This is a genomic window from Pseudoalteromonas sp. SR44-8 (genome assembly GCF_014163635.1).
GTDB lineage: Bacteria > Pseudomonadota > Gammaproteobacteria > Enterobacterales > Alteromonadaceae > Pseudoalteromonas > Pseudoalteromonas rhizosphaerae.
This window is the reverse complement of sequence record NZ_JACJDS010000052.1, coordinates 1-25,062: the sequence shown is the minus strand read 5'-3', so window position 1 is coordinate 25,062 and position 25,062 is coordinate 1. Positions and strand designations below refer to the sequence as shown.

The following is a 25,062-nucleotide window of genomic DNA, read 5'->3' as shown; positions in this document are numbered from 1 at the left end:
GCTAAAATGGGTAAAATGACTAATAAACGCCGAACTTATATAAAACCGCTGGCTGCTTTTGTTACCGCAACTTTATCAACTTGGGCGTCTGCTCAAGGAGCTGAAAATATACAAGAGCTATCAGTAACCAAAGCAAAAACGCAATCGGAACAAAGCTATAAAGTTGAAAAATCATCATCAATAAAGAGCACCCAGCCGTTGGTTGATACTGCAAAATCAATAACGGTTATTAACAAAGCTGTGATGAAAGATAGAAATGTAGATAGTTTGCAAGATGCGTTACGTAATGTTTCGGGTATTTCATTGGCGGCGGGTGAAGGCGGTGCGCCAGCTGGTGACAGTTTATCTATTCGTGGTTTTAGTGCTGCCAATGATATTTTTATCGATGGTATTCGTGATATTGCCGGGTACGACCGTGATACTTATAACGTTGAGCAAATCGAAGTTGCAAAAGGCCCAAGCTCAGCAACAACAGGCCGAGGTTCAACGGGCGGTAGTATTAACTTAACTACAAAAACGGCGACGTTGGATGAATTTAATGATGCTTCGCTGCGTTTAGGCACAGAGAGTGATTATCGCGCGCAAATAGATAGTAACTTTAAAGTGGCTGAAACATCAGCGCTACGTGTCAATTTACTGGTTGATAAAGGGGATGTTGCTGGGCGTGATCATGTTGAAAAAGAAAAACAAGCAGTCGCGGTTTCGTTTGCGACTGGTTTAGGAACCAATAGCCGTTTTAATCTTAATGCTGATTATCAGAATCAAGATAATATGTCTGATTACGGTATTCCGTGGGTTGGTTCTAGCCCTGTTGCTGAACTTGCTGGTAGCGAAAATGCAGCGCCACCGGTGAATTTCACTAATTTTTACGGTAACGTATATCGTGATTTTGAAGATATCGAAGCGTATTCAACAACTGCAAAGTATGAGTATGACTTGTCGCAAACAACCATGCTACGTGCCCAAGGTCGCATTGGTCGTGTAGAGCGAAAAGATACAGTGACAGCGCCGCGTTTTATTGATGTAAAAACAACAACTGATATAAGAATGAGCGACGTTAAAAATCGCGATACGCGCAATGAATTGGCAACACTGCAACTTGATTTAGTTGGTGAGTACTATTTTGCTGGTGTAAAACATAATGTGGTTACTGGTGTTGAATTAACTAACGAGACATTTAGCCGTTGGAATGTGACTGCATTGGTAGCTGATAATTTAAAGAACGAACCAGCGCTGAATGACTTATACAACCCAGATGCTTATTTACCTTACACTGGTCAGTATGGTCGTGATGGCACTAGTACTGAAGCGGTTGCTAAAACCCGTGCAATTTATGCATTCGATACAATTACATTTAATGAATATTGGCAATTAACTGCGGGTTTACGTTCAGAGCAGTACGATAGCGATTATCAGTATGATTACAAGGATCCAGCATTAATGATCTCAACTAGCGATACCATGACTAGTTGGAACGCATCTGCCGTATATAAGCCAAGTCAAAATAGCAGCATTTACTTTGGTGCAGGTAACTCGTATAACCCATCGGCTGAAGGCATTGCAGTATCTACTCGTGGTAATTCAAGTGAGTTAGATCCGGAGAAGAGCCAAAGCTATGAGTTAGGCACTAAATGGAATTTACTTGATGATAAGTTGATGACCAGTGCCGCTATTTTTAGAACGGTTAAAACTAATGCGCGCGTGGATGATCCTAATAGTGATCAGCGTGGTGTTGAAGTGCTTGATGGTGAGCAACGAGTGCAAGGTTTAGAGTTGTCTGCAACAGGTATTATCACTGACGAATTAAGTATTATCGGTTCTTATACCTATCAAGATAGCGAAGTTACTGAATCTACAGCTACTGGTGATGTTGGGCATAACTTGGCTCGAGCACCTAAAAATAGCTACAGTGTTTGGGCTCGATATGACTTTAGCGACGCGATAGCTGCAGGTTTTGGCGCACAATATATTGGTGAGCGTTATAATGGTAATTCAGCGACCAGTCGTAAAGCCGATAGTTATGTTTTGTTCGATATGATGCTTTCTTATCAAGCAACTGAGCAGTTAAGCATTCAGTTTAATGGTGAGAATTTAACGGATGAAGATTATGAAGATAAACTAGGTGGCGGACACTTTATTCCTGGTCAAGGTCGTTATTTTACACTAACGGCTAGTTATTCTTTCTAATTACAAACTAATGTTTGTTAAATAGGTTAAAGCTTATTAAACAGGTTAATGCTTATTAGCCTGTTTTTTTAAGATTTGGGAACTTCCATGCTATTAAAAATACCAGACTTGCTTAGTGCTGATGAAGTCGCTTATTGCCGTAATGTTTTATTGGCCGCGCAATGGACTGATGGCAGTGTTACCGCAGGTTATCAATCAACTAAGACCAAAAATAACTTACAATTACCTGAGCAAAGCGCTGCAGCCAAAGAGCTCGGTGATATAGTTATGGGCGCTCTGGCTCGCAGTGATCTATTTATGTCAGGGGCGTTGCCTGCAAAAATTTTTCCACCTTTATTTAACTGTTACCAAGGTGGCCAATCGTTTGGTATTCATGTTGATAATGCGATTCGACAAGTACCTGGCACACCAGTGAAAATTCGTACGGATTTATCAATGACGTTATTTTTGAGCGAACCAGAAGACTATGATGGTGGCGAACTCGTTATTGAAGATACTTATGGCTCTCACATAGTAAAACTCCCTGCAGGTAGTATGGTGTTGTATCCATCAACCAGTTTACATAAAGTCACTCCCGTAACTCGGGGGCGACGTTTAGCTTCATTTTTTTGGTTGCAGAGCATGGTTAATAGCGATGAAAAGCGTGGTTTGCTATTTGAGTTGGATATGTCGATTCAAAGCTTGCGCGAAAAAGTCAGCGATAGCCCTGAGATTGTTAGGTTAACTGGTGTGTATCATAATTTATTAAGGCAATGGGCACAGACGTAAACAGGTTGTAGTGATGTGTATTTAAACTCAAAATATAAAAGTATATATTTATAAGGCGCTACCACGATTGGTTAAGTGATAGCGCTTTTTAGATCTTACAATGCACATTATTAAATATGTTATTGAAATAGTAGTTAATTAAGACTTTTTTTTGCAAAGCTAACAATTACCAGTAAATTTGCGATAAACCATAAGTCTTTAATCACAAAAAGGCCTAATCTTGCAAGTAGTGTTGAGCTGTCAAAAGCTCCTTCAGCTGAGAATAAAAATGTCTGCGTCATTAAAAATACGGCACTGCAGCCAAGAGCCGCAACATAAATGGCTAATGGATGCTTTTTAATGATAGCCAAAGCGAGTGCTAAAGCAAAAAAGATGTCGTACGCACCAATTAGATTAGACGCTGTTTGCACTGAAAATAAGGTATATAACCAAGACATAAAAATAGAGGTTGATACCAGTGATATAATTCCATTTGCTTCAAACTCGTAAAATTTCATACCACCAATCCAAATAAGCACTAATGCAACAGGAAAGAAGTTCAAAATTACCATGCCTTGAGCTGACAAGCGCTGCGGTTTATAAAGGTAAATAGCGAGAGAAACAAGTGCGGTGTACTTAATTATACCTTGCCCAGAGCCTATAATTGGGAAGCCACCTAAGTCAGTCATCCAGCGGCTTTCACTTAATAAGGTAACAAGCGGTATAACGGCAAGAGTGATCAGGCTAACAAAAGCAGGGGTCTGAAAACGTGATTGTTTTAAACTTAAAATAATAAATAAAGCGGTTACTAAAAAAGCCACTCCAGCGAGTATTGATTGCCCAGTTTCAGGGATTACATTGGCTAATTGATAAAAATTGAAAATAGCATGCACATTATTTACCCCTGCTCCTAATAAGAGGCTAAGACCCAATAGCGATAAGCTAATAATTAGCAGTGAATGAATACTGTAACGAGTATAGGTTGGTTGCATTTTTGATAGGTGATTAAATATAGATACTGTAAAAGAGTGGTAAACGAGACTTTTTATTTCAAAAAATATAAAAAAACCAGCTTATTGAAGCTGGTTTAAGTTTTGCTATTTATACCCATTTGGGTTGTTACTTTGCCAACGCCACGTATCTTTCATCATCACATCGATACCACGCTCTGCTTGCCAATCAAGTTCACTAAGAGCTTTTTCAGGCGCTGCATAACAAGCTGCAATATCACCTGGGCGACGAGGTGATACCTGATACGGAATATCTTTACCACAGGCTTTGCTAAATGCGTTGAGCATTTGTAGCACCGAATAACCATTACCGGTGCCAAGATTGTAAACATGGGCACCGGTATCTTGGTTTATTTTATTAAGTGCCTTTAAATGACCAAGCGCTAAGTCAACAACATGGATGTAATCACGCACACCAGTACCATCAACCGTATCATAGTCATCGCCGAAGATACCCAGCTGCTTTAATTTACCCACTGCCACTTGCGCTATGTAAGGTAATAAGTTGTTTGGAATACCATTGGGATCTTCACCAATTAGGCCTGACTCGTGCGCACCTACGGGATTAAAGTAACGCAAAATTGCAAATGCAAAGCGCTCATCTGATTTAGCGATGTCTTGTAACATCATTTCAACCATCAGTTTTGATGTGCCGTATGGATTAGTAGTGCCACCTACCGGGAAATCTTCTTGAATTGGTAGGCTTGCTGGATCACCATATACTGTTGCCGATGAGCTAAATACGAGTTTAAACACACCTGCATCGCGCATAGCATCAACGAGAGTCAGCGTACCTTGCACGTTATTTTGGTAATACTCAATGGGTTTCACCATTGATTCACCGACAGCCTTTAAACCGGCAAAATGAATAACACTCTCAATCGTATGTTTTGCAAAAACGCTGGCCAAAAATGTTTTATCAAGGATGTCACCTTGATAAAAGTTTACAGTTTTACCAGTGATTTTTTTTACACGCTCAAGTGATTCCACACTCGAGTTGCTTAAATTATCAATGATAACAACATCATTATCTTGTTGTAATAATTCAACAACAGTGTGTGAGCCTATGTATCCCGCGCCACCTGTTACTAAAATTGTCATGAAATCTCCATATATAAGGTGAAGGTGTATAGTTGTAATTTCATCATAAATAGCACTTCAATACATGCTTTATCTGATCTTTTTGTTGTTCCATGATGTTACGGTATCAATTAATCATAGTTAACTGGTGTCTGGTTACATATTTTACATAAATGATAACAATGAGACTAAATAGTATTAAGCTATAGTTAAGTTGTTAGTGCTATTATTTCAACTATATTAGCCCAAGGGCATTTTGGAGATAGACAATGAATACATTTAAAAAAGTAGCGATGGCTATGTTAGTTGTACTGCCTGTATTTGCTCAAGCAGGAGAAGCTGTCGTAAAATGGCAAGACTTCAATGACTACCGTGATGTACGTCCTTCAAATGAACCTAAAGGCTCATACCATAAACATGTAGCGAGCAGTTTTGAAAAGCACTTTAATAAACTGGCAGAAAAGTTGCCTGAAGGGTATAAGTTTAATGTTGAAGTGACTGAGCTGGATTTAGCCGGTGATGTACGCTTTGGCGGTATGAATGATTTACGTATTGTAAAACCAATTTATTTTCCACGCATTGAGTTTCAATATTCGGTTACTGATAAAGACGGTAACGTGATTAGTCAAAGCGATAAAGTCGAATTAAAAGATATGGGCTTTATGGATAAAATTAAAATGGGCCGTGATGAACAGTTTTACTATGATAAACGTTTGATCACTGATTGGTTTGATAAAGAATTACTGCCAGTTGTTACCCCAAGCTAAATTAAGAGTAAAAAGCGCTACAGTTTAATGATAGCGCTTTTATAGTTACTTGAACGTTGCGAGTAATTGCAGTAACTGTTGTAATTTAATAACAGTGGTTTTTAGCTTTTCTTCACTAAAACCTTCTGAACTTAAGCTTTCTACATCTGCAGCTACATCTAATACATAAGGTTTGAAGCGTTTTGCTTCAAAGGTAAAACCAGCATCGGCAGGAAATAACGCTGTAAATTTACCTAAGCCTTGTTGTTGCAACTCATCTAATTTTTTATCTGCGTCAAGAGACTGGCGATAAACAATTTTTAAGTTGGCATTGAGTTGTTCAATAATTGAATCCATTTTTTTCCTAAAGCTTTAGACCGCAATGCCGATATAATACGGGTAATAAGCTAAAAAGTCAGGTATGAGCTATGAATATATCAGGTGGAAATCTACCGGCCATGAGTGGCGCGGGTCAAAGTGGCGAAGTATACAGCGCAGCATTGGCAAAAAAACAGCAAAAAGCGGATGGTGCAGCAGCACTGGCACTTATTGAAGGTGCCGCTAGTTCGAGCGCTGCACAAACGCCAGCAAAATCAGTTACAGCTTCGCTTGGCAATAACGTTAACGTATACGTTTAAGCCTTGTGTTTATAAAAGCTTGAGGTCAATCGGCGTTTTACTTTTTTGACCGCCGATTTCGCGCATCAGCTTTGGTACTAAAAATCCTGGCAATGCGATAAGCATTTCGGCCATGATTTTGCGTGCCTGTGATTCGTCGATATCAAAATGACTCGCTCCTTCAACTTTATCAAGTAAATATAAATAATAAGGCAGTACGTCGGCATCAAATAACGCTTCGCTTAATGCGACTTGCGCTTCGCTGGTATCATTTACATCTTTTAATAGCACCGCTTGATTGAGCAATGTGACACCTACCTTTTTGAGTTTTTGCATTGCCACTTTAAAATCATCATCAATCTCGTTGCCATGGTTAATGTGATTAATAAACACAATTTTAAGTGGAGACTTTGCAAAACGTTCGCACAATTGGTCAGTAACGCGAGATGGGATCACCACCGGTAGGCGGCTATGAATTCGCATTCGTTTAATTTGTGGTAATTGTTCAAGCTCATCCATAAACCAACTAATTGCGTCGTCTTTGGCCATTAACGGATCACCACCACTTAAAATCACCTCGTTAATATTAGCATCCGATTTTATGTAATCGAGCGCTGCAATTAAGCTGCGTTTATTTAGCTGATTTTCTTGGTATGGAAAATGGCGACGAAAGCAATAACGGCAATTAACGGCGCAACCAGTTTTAAACATCACTAAAACTCGGGATTTATATTTGTGTAATAATCCTGGTTGAGCGTTGTTTTGCTCTTTTAATGGATCTTTATCAAAACCTGTTTTAGCGATAAACTCTTGGTGGCGCGGCATGACTTGCAGCAGTAATGGGTCATTAATATCGCCATAACGCATTTTTTTGATAAAAGGCACAGGCACACGTACCGGGAAAAGAGCTCGTGCTTTGAGGTCTTTTTCGTCGGCCATGCTTGATAAACCTAGCATTTCTAGCAAGGTGCTTGGGCAAGTAACAACATTAGCTAATTCTTTTTGCCAGTTTATATGCAAATTTGCTTCATTTCTTTGTATCATTGGTAGGTAGATTACTCGAAATTATTAGATAGAGGAAACGATGGCGAATTATAGCACCAACGAGTTCAAGGGCGGCCTAAAAATTATGATGGACGGCGAGCCTTGCAGTATTTTAGAAAATGAAATGGTAAAACCTGGTAAAGGCCAAGCGTTTAACCGTGTTCGTATTCGTAAACTTATCTCTGGCAAAGTACTTGAAAAAACTTTTAAATCAGGTGAGTCAGTAGAGGGGGCTGATGTAATGGATACCGATCTTGCGTATCTTTACACTGATGGTGAGTTTTGGCATTTCATGAATAACGAAACATTTGAACAAATCGCAGCTGATGAAAAAGCGCTTGGCGATGCTGGTAAATGGTTAGTTGAAAATGATGTATGTACTATTACTTTGTGGAACGGCAATCCAATAGCTGTTGCACCACCTAACTTTGTAGAGCTTGAGATCACTGAAACAGATCCTGGTCTTAAAGGCGACACAGCAGGTACTGGTGGTAAGCCAGCAACGCTAAGCACTGGTGCTGTTGTTCGTGTACCATTATTCGTACAAATCGGTGAAGTAATTAAAGTCGACACCCGTAACGGCGAATATGTAAGCCGTGTTAAGTAACTTTAATATAGCTTAATAAATCCCAGCTTAAGCTGGGATTTTTTTTGGAGAAAATATGTCAGCAGATCTTTGGCAACCAAGCGCACAAGTAAATACTTTGGCACAACGAGCCGCAATTTTACGCACTATTCGGGAATTCTTTTACCAACGCCACGTTATGGAAGTTGATACGCCTAGTTTAAGTGCAGCGAGTGTTACTGATGTTCATTTAGCGAGTTTTAAAACGCAGTTTATTGGCCCCGGTTTCGCGAAAGGCTTACCGCTTTACTTACAAACATCACCAGAATTTGCCATGAAGCGATTATTGGCAGCCGGCAGTGGTGCTATTTACCAAATTTGTAAGGCATTTCGTAACGAAGAGGCGGGCAGCCATCATAATCCTGAGTTTACTATGTTGGAATGGTATCGCCCTGGGTTTGATGAGTTTGCGCTGATGGATGAAATTGATGAATTAATGCAGCTTATCTTAAATGTTCCACCTGCAGAGCGTTTAACCTATCAAGATGCTTTTACCAAAGCATTAGGACTTGATCCGCTCAGTGCCACTATTGAACAGTTACAAACACTTGCCTGTGAACAGGGGTTTGCTGATATCGCTAAGCATGAAACTCACCGTGATACGTTACTACAATTATTATTTTGTATGAAAGTTGAGCCAACAATTGGCCAACAAAAACCTTGTTTTATTTATCATTTTCCTGCATCGCAAGCCGCACTGGCGAGTATTTGTGAGCATGATATTAGAGTCGCTGGGCGGTTTGAGCTTTATTATCAGAACATGGAGCTGGCGAATGGTTTTAATGAGCTCACCAATGCACAGGAGCAAGCTAAACGTTTTACTGAAGATAATGCATACCGCAAAGCGAATAACTTAACACAAGTGCCTATGGACACCCGTTTAATCGCCGCTCTTGAGCATGGTTTACCACAATGCGCAGGAGTAGCATTAGGGGTTGATAGGTTAGTGATGTTAGCAACGAAAAAAAACACCATAAAAGAAGTCATCGCGTTTGATGTAGGTAGGGCTTAAAAGGCTCAAGATTCAAGGTTAAGAAAAGGTAAAAGTAATCTAGCTTTTACCTTTTAACTTATCCCTTGAAACTCGTTTTTATAACTCGTAGATAAATGTGACGCCGGCAACCATTGGTTCGCCAAGCTGAGTGTATGTGTGAGTTGCATACCCTTCGCGTGGGTCGTTACCAAATTCAAAACCACGTGTAGGTACTTCTTCATCAAACACGTTACGTGCCCAAGCGCGAATTGACCATTGCTCAGCCTCGTAACCAGCAGTTAAATTAACTAAATTAATGTTCGGTGCCTGCGAGTTGTGGCTATCTGAGAAGTAATAATTATCTTTACCTTCAATGCCGATTGTAGCAAATAACTCATCAGTAAAGTTATAGCGAGCCGTGAATGCATACTGGTATTTAGGCGCTTGTGATTGCTCGCGACCATCTTGATCTAGACCAGATTGAGCGACAAAGTCATTGATTTTAGTATGTAAATAACCAGCGCTACCGGTGAAAATTAAGTCATCAGTTAATTGGTAACTGCCTTCAATTTCAAGGCCGTAATTCTCTCCAGAGCTGGCGTTATCAATATAACCAGTAAACTTTTGGTCTTCCACTTTCCAGGCTTTTAACTGCATATCTTCGCGATACATATAAAAGGCCGCTAAGCGCAGAATAAATTTTTCATCTAAAGAGCTACCTTTAACGCCAAATTCACCACTCCATAGGTACTCTGGTGCGAAACTAGTGTGGTTTTTAAAGAAATCAGCATCAAGGTTTAAACCGTCATCTTTCGCTTTGGCGAGTGCTTCAGAGTTAATTCCTCCTGCTTTATAACCACGAGTTAGGCTGGTATAAATCATGGTACGGTCAATGACTTGATACTCAAGGGCAAGTTTACCACCGACCATCACATCATCAGTACTTTCAATAAAACCATTATTATCGGTGTAATCACCTTGGTATTGCTCAACGCGTAAGCCTGTTATTAAGGTGGTTTTATTACCAATCGGCGTTGCTAGTTGGCCGTAAATTGCGGTATTACTAGTTTCATAAGTTGAAGCGAATGGAGCTGCAAGCCAAGTGTATTGGCGTTCTAAATCAACATTACGGGCTTGATAATAAAGTCCCGTAACCCAGTTACCACCTTTGCCATTAAATTGCAGTTCAGCAGCCTGGTCTTGACGATCTCGAAAGTAGCTATCGGTTGAGCTATAACCATCGGGGTGTAGTCCTGCACCGCATAACTGCGACTTATTAATATCGTTACATACCCAGTCTTCATCAAAGCTATAAACTAAATCACTATCAATACCTGATAAGTTTAAACTGACATCAAACCAATCAAAGCCAGTGTAGATGTTGGCAAGACCTACCGCGATACTTTCTTGGTTATCTTGGCCTGGGTGATCGGCTACACTATTACGGCTATTATCAAGCGTAAATGCATCGTAGCCGTTATTGATATCAATATAATGAACACTTAATTCAGTGCGAAGATGATCTGTAAGTTGGCTGTGTAGTTTAAAACGACTAACCAGTTCATCTTGCTGTTGTGTTGACTCGTTTAAATATAGGTTATCAACATAACCATCAGACTCACGTTGATAAATACTAGCGCGCACTGCGGTGCTGTCTGTAATACCAATACCTGCGGCAACACCCGCTTCATAACTGTTGTAGTTACCTGCGCCTAGCTGCACTTTGACGCTTGGATCAAAAGTTGGATCGGCTGATTCCATTTGGATCATACCAGCCATACCATCAGCACCAAAGCGAGTACCTTGCGGACCGCGATAAATCTCAACTTGGTTTACATCAAACAGTAATGAACTACCACCTAAGCCGGAATAATTAATGCCATCAATCACTAAGCCAACAGAAGGGTTAATAGGGTCAACAAATTGTGAGCGTAAACCAACCCCTCGAATTTGGATGTAACGGCCACGAGAAGCACCAGCGGTAAAATTTACGTTGGCAGCACTGGCAAGCATTTCGTCTAGAAAACTAGCACCTCGGTCATTAATTTCGCGTTCGCTAAATAAACTGGCACTGGCACTAAGGGTTTGAATGCTTTCTTTTTGAAAGTCTCCGGTGACGAGTATTTTTTCAAGTTCAGTATCTTCAGCAAAAGCTGGGGCGCTTATCAAAGGTAAAAGCGCGGCAGTAATTAAAGACAGGCGTAATTTCATTCTATTACTTAACTCCATTTTAAGGACTTGCATGATAGCAACTATTCTCATTAAAGTCGTGATACCAGTTATATTTATGTGCTATAAACGCGCACAGTATACATAATAAGGAATACAAATATGACCTTTAAAGTTGACTTTAAAGTACGCGACTACGAATGCGATTTACAAGGCATTGTAAATAATAGTGTGTATTTTAATTACCTAGAGCATGCGCGCCATGAGTTTTTGCATGCGAATGGGGTTGATTTTGCTCAGCTTACTCGCGATAAAATTAATTTGGTCGTAATGCGTAGCGAGATGGATTATAAGCAATCACTAATGCCCGGAGATGAGTTTTATGTCGCTGTAGAGCCTGAGCGTATTAGTCGCTTAAAGTTTGGCTTTCGACAAACAGTGGTAAGAAAGCATGATGAAAAAGTGATGTTAAAGGCACTGGTGATTGGCACCGCGGTGAATGAGCTAGGTCGGCCATTTTTGCCCGATCAAGTTGATCTACTATTTAAGCCTGAGTAATTTTCCGGTGCCACCTTTTTTACTATCTTAGAACATTTTTTTACATTAAAAACATGCATTATTAACGGTATAAACTGTTATTTATTGTTATCATGTTGCAATTGAGTTTTAGGTTAGTAATTACATGAAATTAGCAGCAATCCCGATGCTTATAATCGGTTTATGTATTGGCTGCTCATCGACAGGGACAGTCACCAGTGAGCAATTAAAATACACTAAGTGGCAACTATCACGGGTTGATGGTTTAGCAATCCCTGCATCATATTCAGCATCATTAAGTTTTATTGAAGCCCTGCAAGTCAATGGTTTTGCTGGTTGTAATAAATTTTTTGGTGAAGGTCAACTTGATGATAATCATTTAACGGTGAATAAATTAGGTATGACCCGTAAATCATGCGGAGATAAATTGGACGAGTTTGAACTGCAGTTTTTAAATGCGTTAAAGCAAGGTGTGCCACTGCAAATTCAAGATCAGCAATTGGTTTTAAATGGCGAGCAAACATTTGCGTTTATTCCCGCAAGTTGATCTCTTGCAGGCTTGCAATATCTAACGTACACTCGTTAGCGAACAATATATAGAATTTTACTTGTCGGAGTGCCTTGAGTTTTTAACTTAAAGGCTGAGATCGCGAAAGCGGGATCCGTGAACCTGATCAGGCTAACACCTGCGTAGGGAACAAGCTGCCTAAAACGGGTGCTTGTGCGCCAGTTTTGGGCATAAGCACTGTGGCTGCCAAGGTTGGTAGTGCTTTTTTGTAACACCAATCTACGATCCATGTAGCATTTGCTACTCTCTATTGCGTTGCTTTTTATCGCACAGCAGTATCTGACAAGACAACCCTTTTAGCAATGAGGTAAGTCATGTCAAACACATCAAATAAACCGTCTCGCCGCGAAACTCGTGCGGCTGCATCAGATTATATTTATAACCTTACTGGGCAACCATTTCCAAGCTCACACAAAGTTTATGTACAAGGTACGCAAGATAATGTGCGTGTTGGTATGCGTGAAATTACTTTGAGTGATACCTTTATCGGTGGCACCGATGAAAACCCAGTGTACGAATCAAATGCACCACTGCGTGTTTATGATACGTCAGGCCCATACACAGATCCTGATTTAACTCTAGATGTTCGTAAAGGGCTGGATAAGTACCGCGAACAGTGGATTGAAAGCCGTGGAGATACTGAAATTTTAGGCTCAGTCAGCTCGCAGTTTTCTCAGCAACGCATGGCCGATGAAGGCCTTGATCATATTCGTTTTGAGCATCTCCCAAAAATTCGCCGCGCTAAAGCCGGTAAAAATGTCACGCAAATGCATTATGCTCGCCAAGGTATTATCACACCGGAAATGGAATATGTCGCAATTCGTGAAAACATGGGCCGTGCGCAACTTCAAAAAGAGTTATTAGCACAGCAGCACCAAGGCGAGTCGTTTGGTGCGAGTATCCCTGAGTTTATTACTCCTGAATTTGTGCGTGATGAAATTGCCCGTGGTCGTGCGATTTTACCTAACAACATTAATCACCCAGAAACCGAGCCGATGATTGTAGGGCGCAATTTTTTAGTGAAAGTGAACGCTAATATTGGCAACTCATCAGTTAGCTCATCTATTGAAGAAGAAGTTGAAAAAATGGTCTGGTCAACCCGCTGGGGCGCTGACACAGTTATGGATTTATCAACGGGTCGTTATATTCATGAAACTCGTGAATGGGTAGTACGTAACTCACCAGTGCCAATTGGTACAGTGCCTATTTATCAAGCGCTTGAAAAAGTAAATGGGGTTGCCGAAGATCTAACGTGGGAAATTTTCCGCGATACTCTAATTGAACAAGCCGAGCAGGGGGTGGATTACTTTACTATTCACGCTGGGGTGTTATTACGCTACGTTCCAATGACGGCAAAACGTGTCACTGGGATTGTGTCGCGCGGCGGTTCAATTATGGCGAAATGGTGTTTAGCGCATCATAAAGAAAACTTCCTTTATACTCATTTTGAAGATATTTGTGAGATTTTGAAACAGTACGATGTATGTTTCTCATTAGGAGATGGCCTGCGTCCTGGTTCAATTGCAGATGCCAACGATGACGCGCAATTTAGTGAACTGCGTACGTTAGGTGAGCTGACCAAAATCGCGTGGAAACACGATGTACAAGTGTTTATTGAAGGCCCAGGGCATGTGCCAATGCATATGATCAAAGCCAATATGCAAGAGCAGCTTAAGCATTGCGACGAAGCACCTTTTTACACCCTTGGCCCGCTGACAACTGACATCGCCCCAGGCTATGACCATATCACCTCTGGTATTGGGGCTGCGCAAATTGCATGGTATGGCTGTGCAATGCTGTGTTATGTCACACCAAAAGAGCATTTAGGCTTACCAAATAAAGAAGACGTAAAAGAAGGGCTGATCACCTATAAAATTGCCGCTCATGCCGCCGATTTAGCCAAAGGTCATCCCGGAGCGCAAGAGCGTGATAATGCGTTATCAAAAGCGCGTTTTGAGTTCCGCTGGCATGACCAATTTAATATTGGTTTAGACCCTGTTCGTGCTCGTGAATACCATGACGAAACACTGCCACAAGAATCTGGCAAAGTAGCGCATTTTTGCTCTATGTGTGGGCCAAAATTCTGCTCAATGAAAATCACCCAAGAAGTAAGAGAATACGCTAAAGATCTAGAAGCCAGAGGCATAGATCCTAACAACGTAGGTGATGCTATTGAGATCAAAATGGTCGATGTTGAAGCCGAGATGCAAGCTAAATCAGCCGAATTTAAACAAAGCGGCTCAGAGATTTATCATAAAGCGGTTTAACCAAAAGGAGCTAGGTACTAGGGAAGAGACTAGGTTTTAGGATGTTGTTAACCTAGAACCTAGAACCTAGAACCTAGAACCTGAGGAACTCTCATGTCTTACAATATTGCGGTGGTGGGGTTTGGTTTAACGGGGCGTTTAACGGCGCTTGAGTTGAGTTTACAGCATCGGGTAACTGTTTATGAAGCGGGTGACGAACAAGCGCTTGATAGTGCAGGAAGAGTGGCAGCGGCGATGCTTGCGCCACTGGCTGAATCTGTATTCTGCGAGCAAGACTTGGCCTTGATGGGGCTGGATTCAATAAAGCGTTGGCCGAGAATTTTAGCGCAACTTGATGAAGCGGTGTTTTTCCAACAGCAAGGTACACTTGTGGTTGCACACCAGCAAGATAAAGGTGACTTACAAAGTTTTATACAGCGTTTAAAGCCTTTAGCTGAACATCAAGGACATCAGTTAACAGGGGCACATATTGCTGAATTAGAGCCAGAGCTTACAGGGCGTTTTAACCAAGGTGTGTATTTACCTTGCGAAGGGCAAATTGATAATCAGGCTTTTTATCAAGCCAGTTTTAACACTCTAAAGCAGCGTAATGTGAGCTTTAAGTTTGCACAACAGGTTGATGTAACATCGCTAAATCTACAGCAATCGTTTGATTATATTATTGATTGCCGTGGCCTTGGCGCTAAAAGCGCAGCGTGTAAGCTACGCGGAGTGCGTGGTGAAGTAGTGCGTTTGTACGCCCCTGAGGTTAATTTAACGCGGCCAGTGCGGTTAATGCACCCGCGTTATCCTATTTATATTGCTCCGAAGCCAAATCATCAATACGTAATTGGCGCGACAGAAATTGAATCACAAGATAAGGGGGCTGCCACTGTGCGTTCGACTCTTGAGCTGTTGTCAGCAGCGTACACAGTACACAGTGGTTTTGCTGAGGCGCGAGTGTTGAATATTCAAACCGGCCTGCGTCCTGCATTTAGTGATAATCGCCCGCAGGTTTCCCAGCAGCAAAATGTGATCAGCATTAATGGCTTATATCGTCATGGTTATTTACTCGCACCGAGTTTAGTGGCCGATGCCATTGCACGGATAAAATAAGGCTTATTATGAAAGTAAGTATGAAAATAACAATTAATGGTCAACATTTTGAGTTAGCAGATAACGCCAATGTAGCCCAAGGTTTGACGCAGTTTGCAGCAAAAGAGCCTTTTGCAGTGGCGCTTAATGGTCAATTTATACCGCGTAGTCAATGTGATACTACCTTACTTAACGAAGGCGATAGCATTGAATTACTGTCACCGATCCAAGGTGGCTAATATGAGTAGCGTAATATCAGATAGTTTCAGTATTTATGGTGAGCAGATCACTAGTCGGTTATTAATTGGCTCAGCACTTTATCCATCACCTGCGGTTATGGCCGATTCGATTGTTGCCTCTGGCGCGCAGATTGTTACTGTGTCATTACGACGTCAACAAAGTGCCGCCGCAGGAGATGACTTTTGGCAATTGATCAAAGATACGGGCTTAAAAATTCTACCCAATACTGCAGGCTGTCACAGTGTCAATGAAGCAATTACACTGGCACAAATGTGCCGCGAAGTGTTTGCTACCGATTGGATAAAACTTGAGTTGATTGGTGATGACTATAACCTGCAACCAGATCCATTTGCATTACTGGAAGCGACACAGATTTTATTAGCCGAAGGCTTTAAAGTATTACCTTATTGTACTGACGACTTAGTGTTATGTCAGCGTTTAGTTGATGCAGGGTGTGAAGTGCTGATGCCGTGGGGAGCGCCTATTGGCACAGGTAAGGGCTTGTTAAATAAATATAACTTAAAAACTATTCGGGAGCGCTTACCCGATACCACATTGATTGTTGATGCTGGCCTTGGCTTACCATCACACGCCTGCCAAGCGCTTGAATTAGGTTATGATGCGGTGTTATTGAATTCGGCTATTGCAGGGGCGGGCTGCCCTGTTACCATGAGTCATGCATTTAAAGCAGCCGTTGATGCGGGTCGTTTTGCTTACCGAGCAAAGGCGATGCCAGAAAAAGACGTCGCTGCGCCATCTACGCCCACTATGGGTATGCCATTTTGGCATCAACAGTAATAAATGAAGTAAAAAATTAGGAAATACGTAACTATGAATCATGTTGTTTGGACAATTGCTGGCTCTGACTCTGGTGGTGGTGCTGGTATTCAGGCGGATATTAAAGCGATGCAAAGTTTTGGCGTCCATGGTTGTACAGCGATCACCGCATTGACTGCGCAAAACAGCCTAGGCGTTGAAGCACTTAACCCGATTTCAACCGATGTTATTGAGTCGCAATTACTCGCCCTTGAAAGCGACATGAAAGCCCGTGTTATTAAAATTGGTATGCTTGCCAATGTGCAGCAAATTCAATTGATTAGTGAGCATCTAAAACATTATAAAGCCACTTGGCCGGTTGCGCCTTTGGTTGTATATGATCCGGTGGCCATTGCTAGCAGTGGTGACTTACTGACAGAAGAAGATACCGTTAGCGCAATTAAAGAATGCTTATTGCCGCTGGTGGATGTGATCACTCCGAATACCCATGAAACGCAGTTGCTCACTGGGATATATTTAATTGGTCCCAGTGCTGTGATCGAGGCTGCGCAAAAGCTGCAAAGCTGGGGCGCAAAAGCGGTGCTGATCAAAGGTGGCCATTGGGATTATCCAAGCGGATATTGCATTGATTACTGCAGTGATGCCAGCTCTTATGGCAGTAATGAATATTGGCTTGGTAACGAAAAAATTCAAACGCCGCACAGCCATGGTACCGGTTGTAGTATGGCGTCAGTGATTGCAGCGTGTTTAGCGAAAGGTTACCCGCTTAAAGATGCCTTTATTTTAGCCAAAGCCTATATAAATCAAGGCTTAAAAGCTGCGGTTCGTTATGGTGAAGGAATTGGCCCTGTGGCACAAACGAGCTTTCCCGATAATCTTGATGATTACCCACAAGTCATTGAAGCGGGTAGTTGGCTGGGTGATGAGCTGGATTTTGAACAACCAAACGAATTTACTATGGCGGCAGGTTTTACTGAGTGTGAAAACAAACAGCTTGGTTTATATGCAGTGGTTGATAGTCTCGATTGGTTAGAAAAGTGTTTAGCGCAAGGCGTTAAAACTGTACAACTTAGAATGAAAAACGCCAGCGAAGAAGAGCTTGAACACGCTATTGCTGCGGCGGTCACACTTGGTAAAAAGTACGATGGCAATGTGTATATCAACGATCATTGGCAGCTGGCGATCAAACATGGCGCTTATGGTGTGCATTTAGGTCAAGAAGATTTACTTGAGGCTAATCTGGTGGCCATTAAAGAGTCGGGCATGCGTTTGGGGATTTCGACCCATGGTTTTTATGAAATGCTGCGCGCTCATAATTACCGCCCGAGTTATATGGCGTTTGGCGCTATTTACCCAACCACGACCAAAGATATGACAGGGCAAATTCAAGGGCTTGAAAAGTTAAAGCGTTTTGTGCCGTTAATGAGTGATTACCCAACGGTAGCTATTGGTGGCATTGATTTATCACGAGCGGGCGAGGTTGCTGCAACCGGTGTTGGCAGTGTAGCTGTTGTTAGGGCTATTAGTGAAGCAAGTGACTATCAACAGGCGATTGCCGATTTACAAGTGGCTATTAATAGCAATGAGTGAGGCAATAAAAGGATCTTTATCTGACAAAGAGCAGTTACGTTACAGTCGTCATTTAATGCTTAAAGAAGTCGGCTTTGAAGGGCAGTTAAAGCTCAAAGCCGCTCACGTTGTGGTAATTGGAGCGGGGGGGTTAGGCAGCCCCGCATTACTGTATTTAGCTGCGGCTGGCATTGGCGAATTAAGCTTGTTAGATGATGATAAGGTTGAGCTTTCAAATTTACAGCGCCAAGTGCTCTATAAAGTAAATCATTTAGGGCAAGATAAGGTCAGCGCTGCGGGCAAAGTATTAAGCAGCTTAAATAATCAAATCAAGATCAACACAGTAAGTGCAAAATTAACCACTGAAAATGCTGAGCAAGTTTTTACTGGCGCAACCTTAGTACTTGATTGCAGCGATAACTTCAGCACTCGCTATGTAGTAAACCAGCAATGCTTGGCACTGGGTATTCCACTGGTGTCGGGGGCGGCAATAGCGAGTGAAGGGCAGCTGATGTGTTTTGATTTTCGCCAGCCACAGAGCCCTTGTTACGGGTGTATATTTGGAGCACAACCGCAACAGCAGGCGCTTAATTGCAGTAACGCGGGCGTGCTTAGTCCGTTGTTAGGTGTTATTGGCTCGATGCAAGCACTGTTGGCAGTTAATATCTTGCTGGGCCATCATCAAGGCAGTCAGTTTATTCGTTTTGATGGGCTAAGTTTAGCGCAGCAGCAGTTTAAATTAACTAAAGCGCCCGAATGTACTGAGTGTGCAGGGGAAAGAGCTTAAATAAAAAACGCGGCATGACTGCATTAGTCGGTCCGCGTTTTTAATTAAAATGAGTTATAACTTAATTATTAATTAGGTATTAATCATCAATCATCAATCATCAACTTTAGCAAACGGTGTGCCCATGCGAGTCACTGTGCCTGGTTTTTGATCATCAAAGATATCTGCTTTATTAGCACCCCAGGCTAAAATAACCGTGGAGCCTAATTTAAAGCGACCCATCTCTTCACCCTTTTTCAAGGTAATTGCATTTTCACCTGAGGTTTTGTAGTTCCAGCTAAATACATCTTTACCTGCTGGTGGTGTAACTGTACCGGCCCAAATAGTTTCGATACTGGCAACAATTGTTGCACCCACTAATACCATCGCAAGCGGGCCAATTTCAGTCTCAAAAATGGCTACTACGCGTTCGTTACGAGCGAATAGATTAGGTACATTTTGCGCGGTAAGTGGGTTTACTGAAAATAAATCACCGGGGACGTAAATCATTTTACTCAAGGTGCCATCAATCGGCATATGAATACGATGATAATCTTTTGGCGCTAAGTAAATCGTTGCAAAGTCGCCGCCTAAAAATGGCGCTGTATCTTGCTCTGAGCCGCCAAGTAAAGCTTGTAAGCTATAGTTGTGATTTTTAGCTTGAATAAGCTGGCCTTCAACAATTGGGCCTAATTGACTGATGGCACCATCTACAGGGTGAGTAATGATGTCATCTTCAGTGTTTAATGGCCGAACGCCTTCTTTTAAAGGACGAGTAAAAAACTCATTAAACGTTTTATAGTGAGCTGGGTCGCTATATTGCGCTTCATTCATATCAATTTTATATTGTTTAATAAACAATTTAATTAAAGTAGTTGTTAGTGCACCTGCTTTAGCTGCAGCTAACTTGCCTACCATACGGGATACAAAATGTTTTGGCATTGCGTACTGCATTGCGATTTTGAATTTGTCTAAACTCACAAGTTTTTTCCTAAAAAATTATACGCGTGGAGCACGAGCACCCGCTCGGCCATCGGCCATTGTTTCTAAAATTCTATGGTAGCTATCAAAACGTAGCTGTGAAATATCACCATCATCGATTGCTTGGCGAATTATACAGCCTGGATCATTTAAATGTTTACAGTCTCTAAAGCGGCAACCGCCAATAAACTTGCGAAACTCTTTAAAGCACCAAGTAACACGCTCTACATCTAAGTGCCACAAGCCAAATTCACGAATACCAGGGGAATCAATTAAGTTACCGCCTGAAGGTAAGTGATGAAGTCGTGACACGGTTGTTGTGTGTTGGCCAAGGCCACTATTTTCAGAGACCTCTTTGGTCAGTATTTCGGCATCAGGTAAAACAGTGTTAACTAAAGTTGATTTCCCCACACCACTTTGACCAACAAAAATACTATTTTTATCAATTAAGGTTTCTTTGAGTGCATCAATACCGTAACCGGTTTTATTACTTACTAGTAATACTTGATAATCAAGTGACCTATAAATATCCAAAATTTTGTTGATGTTAGCAAGCCCAGGCTCATCAATTAAATCTATTTTATTGAGCACTAAAATAGGCTCAATGCCCATATCTTCGCAGGCAATTAAATAGCGGTCGATAATACTGGGGGTAAACTCTGGTAGTACCGCAGAGACCATCAAAATCTGGTCAATGTTGGCGGCTATGACTTTTACACCGTCGTAAAAATCAGGGCGAGTAAGTTGCGAGCGCCGTTCATGCATCGCTTCTATAACGCCAGCTAAATCACCTTCGCTGACTTTTGCGCGGCGAAATTGCACTTCGTCTCCGCAAACAATACCTTTAACGGTACGGCGAATATTGCAGCGCAAAACATCTCCGTTATCAGTTTCAATATCGGCATGTTGACCAAACCGACTGATCACCACGGCATTTTCAGGCGCACCTAAATTGTCAGTTTGCCATTGCTCAACCTTGTTAGTGGTTGGCGCAGAATCTGCATTAGACAAGCGTTTTTGGTGATTGGCCTTAATCCTACGGGATTGACCTTTACTTAATTTCTTCTGTTTTGCCACTTTTGGCCCATAACTTAGTTAAATGTCGTGCTTTTTGAAAAAAAAGCTTTAGGTCGACTGATGATACTAATATGATATATCTAAATGCGTTAGATCTAAAGGAAAGCACCGCAAGGTAATTATGTCTTTTCATAAATCAAATCTGATTTGGCTCGACCTCGAAATGACAGGTCTTGAACCAAGTACAGACAAAATACTCGAAATCGCCACGGTTGTCACCGACAGTGCGTTAAACATCTTGGCTGAAGGGCCAACTATTGCTATTCATCAAAGTGATGAATTGCTTGATGGTATGGATGAATGGTGTACTAAGCAACATGGTCAGTCAGGGTTAACTGCACGCTGTAAAGCGAGCACATTCACAGAGCAAGATGCTGTTGAACAAACTTTGGCATTTTTAAAGCAGTGGGTTCCTGCAGGCGCTTCGCCTATGTGTGGTAATTCAATAGGCCAAGATAGACGCTTTATGAATAAATATATGCGTGAACTGGAAGATTACTTCCACTATCGTAATTTAGACGTAAGCACTATCAAAGAACTAGCAAGACGCTGGAAACCAGAAGTTTTAGCACAAGTGCACAAAAAAGGTTCACACCTTGCTCTTGATGATATCAAAGATTCCATCATGGAATTAAAAGTCTACCAAGAAAAATTCTTTAATTTGTAAAAAACACTTGCAAACACATCGGATTATTGTAGAATCCTGCCCCGCTTAAGACGATAACCCCCGCGGGGTTGGTGTGCTTGAGCAATTTGAATGCGGCACTAGTTCAGTTGCCGGAACGTTCACCGCGACCTGTCGCGGACCAACGGAAAAATTACTGACTATTTTGAATGCGGCACTAGCTCAGTTGCCAGAACGTTTACCGCGACTTGTCGCGCACCAACGGACAAATTACTGACAATTTTGAAATGCGGCACTAGCTCAGTTGGTAGAGCGCGACCTTGCCAAGGTCGAGGTCACGAGTTCGAGCCTCGTGTGCCGCTCCAATTTCTCACCAAAGAAATTGCAGCAAGTTTCAAATAAAAGCTATAAACTTTTTTAGAACCTATAACCTAAAAATTATAATGCGGCACTAGCTCAGTTGCCAGAACGTTTTACCGCGACTTGTCGCGCACCAACGGACAAATTACTGACTATTTTAAAATGCGGCACTAGCTCAGTTGGTAGAGCGCGACCTTGCCAAGGTCGAGGTCACGAGTTCGAGCCTCGTGTGCCGCTCCAATTTCTAACCAAAGAAATTGGAGTAAGTTTAAAGTGAAAATATTATGCGGTACTAGCTCAGTTGGTAGAGCGCGACCTTGCCAAGGTCGAGGTCACGAGTTCGAGCCTCGTGTACCGCTCCAATCTCTTAAAAATGAATACCCACCCAAGTTTGATTGACAAGCAGTTATTGCTTAAAGCACATATCCAATTTATTTAGTATTTCAATTTAAATAGTTTTATTTAAACTTGCCCTTGCAGCGTTGCAATAATACGTCTTGCGCCGCCATGATCACGATGTTCGCCTAAATAGATCCCTTGCCATGTACCAAGCTGTAAACGTCCTTGGCTAATTGGAATCGTTAGCTCGCAGCCTAAGGTACTCGTTTTTATATGCGCAGGCATATCATCATCACCTTCGTAATCATGACGATAATAAGGTTGGCGCTCGGGAACAAATTTATTGAAGTGACTTTCCATATCCATACGTACTGTCGGATCAGCATTTTCATTAATCGTTAAGCTGGCTGAGGTATGCTGTATAAAAAGGTGTAATAAGCCAATTTGGTAATCGGAAATCTCAGGGAGTTGGCTGAGTATTTCGCTATCAATAATATGAAAGCCTCGAGAGCGAGGCTTTAAAAGTAGTTGTTTTTGCAACCAGCTCATATTTTATCGAAACTAACTTCAATATTGGCATTACCGGCATCAGAGGTAAATGGGATCAATATTTTTGCCCCTTCACTTTTATGAGTTATGGTATGACCTTTACCAGACACAACGATTGGTGTAGCCATATTAAAGTCATAGCCTTTTTCACCAAGTAAATTTTTTGCCCCACCAGTGACCATATTGGTAATTTCACCAACCATATCGGTTACTTCTTCATTGATCGAATCAGGGCGTTCACCTAGCATTCTTTCCATAATAGTCAGGGCAAGGCTCTCATCAAAAGTGATCGAAAATGAACCTTTAGTTTGCGGTCCTACCATGCCAATTAATCCCGAAACGTCGCCACAGGCAACTTCATCTTTTTTTATTTTCGGCTTACCCGGTTTTAGTTCGGTTTGCGCCATTGTGCTGAGCACATTTAATAAAGATGATAAAAAAGGATTGATGAACTCTACATTCATTATTGTTTATCCCTCGAATTTAGCAGTTTAACTGCGGTTATACGTTAAAGTGTAGTGAGTTATTTTAGCTCTGCACTTAATTATTCTTTACAATTTCCACATCTACCATGGGCTTCAATAGTTTGCCCTGATACGACGAAACCACTCTCAGCAGCAAGACTATTAAGTTCATGCGAAATCACGCTAGAGTGTAGCTCTTTGACAAAACCACAACTATCGCATATCAACAGTTGTACAGGGTGGATATGATCAAAATGATGACACAACATAAATGCGTTAGTACTTTCAATTTTGTGAATAAAACCTAATTCAGCTAAAAAGTCTAAGGCACGGTAAATTGTGGCTGGTTTTGCTCCTGATTCAGTGAGTTTTAGTTGCTCTAATAAATCATAAGCGCCCACTCCGCCTTGCGCACTTGCTAATAGGCGAAATACTTTTTCACGAATTGGAGTGAATCGCGCACCGCGATTGTCACACACTTGTTTGGCTTTACTAACGAGTGATTCTATTTTCATCTTCTCTTATCCTTACGCTACCGTGATATACTAACATACTGTATTGTAGTTGCAGCGTTTTTATTAGACAGTTTTATTCTAGGAAGGCCAACAATGAATGAATTATTAGCGGTATTTATTTTCTTTTTTGCGGTTATTGATCCAATCGGTACTGTGCCTGTTTTTATAGCCTTAACACGCGGTGATAGTGACAAATTCAAACGTAAAGTCGCGTTGAAAGCTGTTCTGGTGTCTGCTGGGGTACTATTGTTTTTTGTTGTCGCTGGGGAGCTGCTTTTAAATGCTATCAATATCCCCTTGTCAGCGTTTCAAATCGCAGGTGGTATCGTGTTATTGCTGTTCGCTTTGTCTATGATCTTTGGTGAAAGTAAACCAGAAATGGAAATTAAAAGTGTACGTGATAGCACTGAAACGGCCATTTTCCCTTTAGCTATTCCATCAATCGCCAGTCCAGGTGCGATGCTTGGCGCTGTTTTGATGACTCGTAACACTGAATACACGTGGGTTGAGCAGTTAATTACTTCATCAATGATGTTAGCTGTTCTTGTTGTGGTACTTGTGCTGTTACTGTTGGCAACCCATGTTCACAAATTAATTGGTGACAGCGGTGCGAGTATCATCAGCCGGATCATGGGTTTGATCCTTTCATCAGTTGCCGTGACAAATATACTCGACGGGATAGCCCACTATTTTGGCTTACAAGTATTTACATAAAGGCTGTGTATTGCTGTTAAATAGCTATTGTCATATAAAATTTTGAATTGTTGCTTAGAATTATCTAGATTAAATATAACGTAATAAAATTTAAGGAATGAAAAATGTTATTAAAAAAGATTATTTTATGCGGTTTTCTTGTTTTGGGATTAACGGCTTGCGTTGAACCGCCTCAAAGCGAAATGAAGGTTATTCAAGTTACTGACTATGATTTTAGCCATAATGACAATCATGCTGTTACCGTATATTTCGGTCATACGGGAGGAGATCATTACACCGTTACTTTATTACGAGACGAAATTAAAGAGGGAGTGTTTACAGGGCAAGAGCATGAAAAAAATCTATGATTTCAATATCTTTTCAAGGTAATCTGTACTGCGCATAGCTTTTTTCTGTTTTGCGGGCATGCCTTTATTAAAGCTTGTTTCTGCTTTTAGCTGAT

27 protein-coding genes, 3 tRNA genes and 1 riboswitch are annotated in these 25,062 nt (G+C 41.4%); of the genes, 20 read left to right on the top strand and 10 right to left on the bottom strand.

The features are described from left to right. Positions 1–6: 6 nt before the first annotated feature. Together H5183_RS19890 and H5183_RS19885 are read left to right on the top strand one after the other, a co-directional pair. Positions 7–2,187 carry a TonB-dependent siderophore receptor gene (locus tag H5183_RS19890; RefSeq protein ID WP_182732519.1) on the top strand — a complete coding sequence of 727 codons (2,181 nt, stop codon included), beginning with the start codon at positions 7–9 and terminating at the stop codon, positions 2,185–2,187. Between the two features lie 87 nt (positions 2,188–2,274). Continuing rightward, positions 2,275–2,955, top strand: a complete 681-nt coding sequence (locus H5183_RS19885) for a Fe2+-dependent dioxygenase (protein ID WP_145234605.1) — start codon at positions 2,275–2,277, stop codon at positions 2,953–2,955. Positions 2,956–3,089: 134 nt separating this feature from the next. Here the strand turns inward: H5183_RS19885 and H5183_RS19880 are convergent, their stop codons facing one another. Together H5183_RS19880 and galE are read right to left on the bottom strand one after the other, a co-directional pair. Next, positions 3,090–3,827 (bottom strand): DUF417 family protein, encoded by a 738-nt coding sequence (locus H5183_RS19880; protein ID WP_310736594.1) that lies wholly within the window; start codon positions 3,825–3,827, stop codon positions 3,090–3,092. A 204-nt stretch (positions 3,828–4,031) separates the two neighbouring features. Then, positions 4,032–5,045 carry a UDP-glucose 4-epimerase GalE gene (gene galE / locus H5183_RS19875; RefSeq protein WP_182732517.1) on the bottom strand — a complete coding sequence of 338 codons (1,014 nt, stop codon included), beginning with the start codon at positions 5,043–5,045 and terminating at the stop codon, positions 4,032–4,034. Positions 5,046–5,293: 248 nt separating this feature from the next. Here galE and H5183_RS19870 point away from each other — a divergent pair, with 248 nt between their 5' ends. Continuing rightward, complete coding sequence (locus H5183_RS19870) at positions 5,294–5,791, top strand: DUF3016 domain-containing protein (protein ID WP_145234611.1); 498 nt, start codon at positions 5,294–5,296, stop codon at positions 5,789–5,791. Between the two features lie 45 nt (positions 5,792–5,836). Here the strand turns inward: H5183_RS19870 and H5183_RS19865 are convergent, their stop codons facing one another. Continuing rightward, entirely contained in the window at positions 5,837–6,127 is a 291-nt protein-coding gene (locus tag H5183_RS19865; protein ID WP_145234613.1) for a prephenate dehydrogenase, read from the bottom strand. Between the two features lie 71 nt (positions 6,128–6,198). Here H5183_RS19865 and H5183_RS19860 point away from each other — a divergent pair, with 71 nt between their 5' ends. Next, positions 6,199–6,408, top strand: a complete 210-nt coding sequence (locus H5183_RS19860) for a hypothetical protein (RefSeq protein ID WP_145234615.1) — start codon at positions 6,199–6,201, stop codon at positions 6,406–6,408. Between the two features lie 9 nt (positions 6,409–6,417). Here the strand turns inward: H5183_RS19860 and epmB are convergent, their stop codons facing one another. Beyond that, on the bottom strand, positions 6,418–7,431 hold the full coding sequence (epmB, locus tag H5183_RS19855) for an EF-P beta-lysylation protein EpmB (protein ID WP_149983254.1): 1,014 nt from the start codon (positions 7,429–7,431) through the stop codon (positions 6,418–6,420). A gap of 40 nt (positions 7,432–7,471) precedes the next feature. Between epmB and efp the strand changes: the two genes are divergently transcribed. Beyond that, positions 7,472–8,038 carry an elongation factor P gene (gene efp / locus H5183_RS19850; protein WP_145234620.1) on the top strand — a complete coding sequence of 189 codons (567 nt, stop codon included), beginning with the start codon at positions 7,472–7,474 and terminating at the stop codon, positions 8,036–8,038. Between the two features lie 55 nt (positions 8,039–8,093). Further along, positions 8,094–9,068 (top strand): elongation factor P--(R)-beta-lysine ligase, encoded by a 975-nt coding sequence (epmA, locus tag H5183_RS19845; protein WP_182732516.1) that lies wholly within the window; start codon positions 8,094–8,096, stop codon positions 9,066–9,068. Between the two features lie 78 nt (positions 9,069–9,146). On the opposite strand, the gene H5183_RS19840 is transcribed toward epmA, so the two are convergent. Then, a complete protein-coding gene (locus tag H5183_RS19840; RefSeq protein ID WP_182732515.1) occupies positions 9,147–11,240 on the bottom strand; it encodes a TonB-dependent receptor in 2,094 nt (697 codons plus the stop codon). Positions 11,241–11,360: 120 nt separating this feature from the next. Here H5183_RS19840 and H5183_RS19835 point away from each other — a divergent pair, with 120 nt between their 5' ends. From H5183_RS19835 to H5183_RS19800, 8 genes are all read left to right on the top strand, one after another. Continuing rightward, on the top strand, positions 11,361–11,756 hold the full coding sequence (locus H5183_RS19835) for a thioesterase family protein (protein ID WP_145234627.1): 396 nt from the start codon (positions 11,361–11,363) through the stop codon (positions 11,754–11,756). A 124-nt stretch (positions 11,757–11,880) separates the two neighbouring features. Next, positions 11,881–12,282, top strand: a complete 402-nt coding sequence (locus tag H5183_RS19830) for an META domain-containing protein (protein WP_310736593.1) — start codon at positions 11,881–11,883, stop codon at positions 12,280–12,282. Positions 12,283–12,337: 55 nt separating this feature from the next. After that, positions 12,338–12,449, top strand: a riboswitch (TPP riboswitch). A gap of 168 nt (positions 12,450–12,617) precedes the next feature. Then, entirely contained in the window at positions 12,618–14,570 is a 1,953-nt protein-coding gene (thiC, locus tag H5183_RS19825) for a phosphomethylpyrimidine synthase ThiC (RefSeq protein WP_220496356.1), read from the top strand. A 93-nt stretch (positions 14,571–14,663) separates the two neighbouring features. Continuing rightward, positions 14,664–15,665, top strand: coding sequence for an FAD-dependent oxidoreductase (locus tag H5183_RS19820; protein WP_182732514.1), 1,002 nt, complete (start codon positions 14,664–14,666; stop codon positions 15,663–15,665). Between the two features lie 20 nt (positions 15,666–15,685). Continuing rightward, positions 15,686–15,883, top strand: a complete 198-nt coding sequence (gene thiS, locus H5183_RS19815) for a sulfur carrier protein ThiS (RefSeq protein WP_182732524.1) — start codon at positions 15,686–15,688, stop codon at positions 15,881–15,883. A gap of 1 nt (position 15,884) precedes the next feature. After that, positions 15,885–16,682, top strand: coding sequence for a thiazole synthase (locus H5183_RS19810; protein WP_145234637.1), 798 nt, complete (start codon positions 15,885–15,887; stop codon positions 16,680–16,682). Positions 16,683–16,715: 33 nt separating this feature from the next. Beyond that, positions 16,716–18,251 (top strand): thiamine phosphate synthase, encoded by a 1,536-nt coding sequence (gene thiE, locus H5183_RS19805; RefSeq protein ID WP_182732513.1) that lies wholly within the window; start codon positions 16,716–16,718, stop codon positions 18,249–18,251. Further along, on the top strand, positions 18,244–19,017 hold the full coding sequence (locus tag H5183_RS19800) for a HesA/MoeB/ThiF family protein (RefSeq protein WP_182732512.1): 774 nt from the start codon (positions 18,244–18,246) through the stop codon (positions 19,015–19,017). The genes thiE and H5183_RS19800 overlap by 8 nt, the downstream gene beginning before the upstream one ends. 93 nt (positions 19,018–19,110) lie before the next feature. Here H5183_RS19800 and asd read toward each other — a convergent pair whose 3' ends face one another. Both asd and rsgA read right to left on the bottom strand, forming a co-directional pair. Continuing rightward, positions 19,111–19,977 (bottom strand): archaetidylserine decarboxylase, encoded by an 867-nt coding sequence (asd, locus tag H5183_RS19795; protein WP_182732511.1) that lies wholly within the window; start codon positions 19,975–19,977, stop codon positions 19,111–19,113. Positions 19,978–19,995: 18 nt separating this feature from the next. Further along, entirely contained in the window at positions 19,996–21,054 is a 1,059-nt protein-coding gene (gene rsgA / locus H5183_RS19790; RefSeq protein WP_145234644.1) for a small ribosomal subunit biogenesis GTPase RsgA, read from the bottom strand. A 121-nt stretch (positions 21,055–21,175) separates the two neighbouring features. Here rsgA and orn point away from each other — a divergent pair, with 121 nt between their 5' ends. The 4 genes from orn (at position 21,176) to H5183_RS19770 (ending at position 22,401) form a co-directional block, all read left to right on the top strand. After that, complete coding sequence (gene orn, locus H5183_RS19785; protein WP_145234646.1) at positions 21,176–21,721, top strand: oligoribonuclease; 546 nt, start codon at positions 21,176–21,178, stop codon at positions 21,719–21,721. Between the two features lie 247 nt (positions 21,722–21,968). Further along, a tRNA-Gly gene (locus H5183_RS19780) sits at positions 21,969–22,044 on the top strand. Between the two features lie 159 nt (positions 22,045–22,203). Next, a tRNA-Gly gene (locus H5183_RS19775) sits at positions 22,204–22,279 on the top strand. A 46-nt stretch (positions 22,280–22,325) separates the two neighbouring features. Continuing rightward, positions 22,326–22,401 (top strand) — tRNA-Gly (locus tag H5183_RS19770). A gap of 100 nt (positions 22,402–22,501) precedes the next feature. On the opposite strand, the gene H5183_RS19765 is transcribed toward H5183_RS19770, so the two are convergent. From H5183_RS19765 to H5183_RS19755, 3 genes are all read right to left on the bottom strand, one after another. Beyond that, on the bottom strand, positions 22,502–22,927 hold the full coding sequence (locus H5183_RS19765) for a secondary thiamine-phosphate synthase enzyme YjbQ (RefSeq protein WP_145234649.1): 426 nt from the start codon (positions 22,925–22,927) through the stop codon (positions 22,502–22,504). After that, positions 22,924–23,391 (bottom strand): chemotaxis protein CheX, encoded by a 468-nt coding sequence (locus H5183_RS19760; protein WP_145234652.1) that lies wholly within the window; start codon positions 23,389–23,391, stop codon positions 22,924–22,926. The genes H5183_RS19765 and H5183_RS19760 overlap by 4 nt, the downstream gene beginning before the upstream one ends. Before the next feature lie 80 nt (positions 23,392–23,471). After that, positions 23,472–23,906, bottom strand: coding sequence for a transcriptional repressor (locus H5183_RS19755; RefSeq protein ID WP_145234655.1), 435 nt, complete (start codon positions 23,904–23,906; stop codon positions 23,472–23,474). A 93-nt stretch (positions 23,907–23,999) separates the two neighbouring features. Between H5183_RS19755 and H5183_RS19750 the strand changes: the two genes are divergently transcribed. Further along, positions 24,000–24,620: a MarC family protein gene (locus tag H5183_RS19750; protein ID WP_145234657.1), complete on the top strand. Its 621-nt coding sequence runs from the start codon at positions 24,000–24,002 to the stop codon at positions 24,618–24,620. A 104-nt stretch (positions 24,621–24,724) separates the two neighbouring features. Continuing rightward, positions 24,725–24,967, top strand: coding sequence for a hypothetical protein (locus H5183_RS19745; RefSeq protein ID WP_182732510.1), 243 nt, complete (start codon positions 24,725–24,727; stop codon positions 24,965–24,967). Positions 24,968–25,062 lie beyond the last annotated feature (95 nt).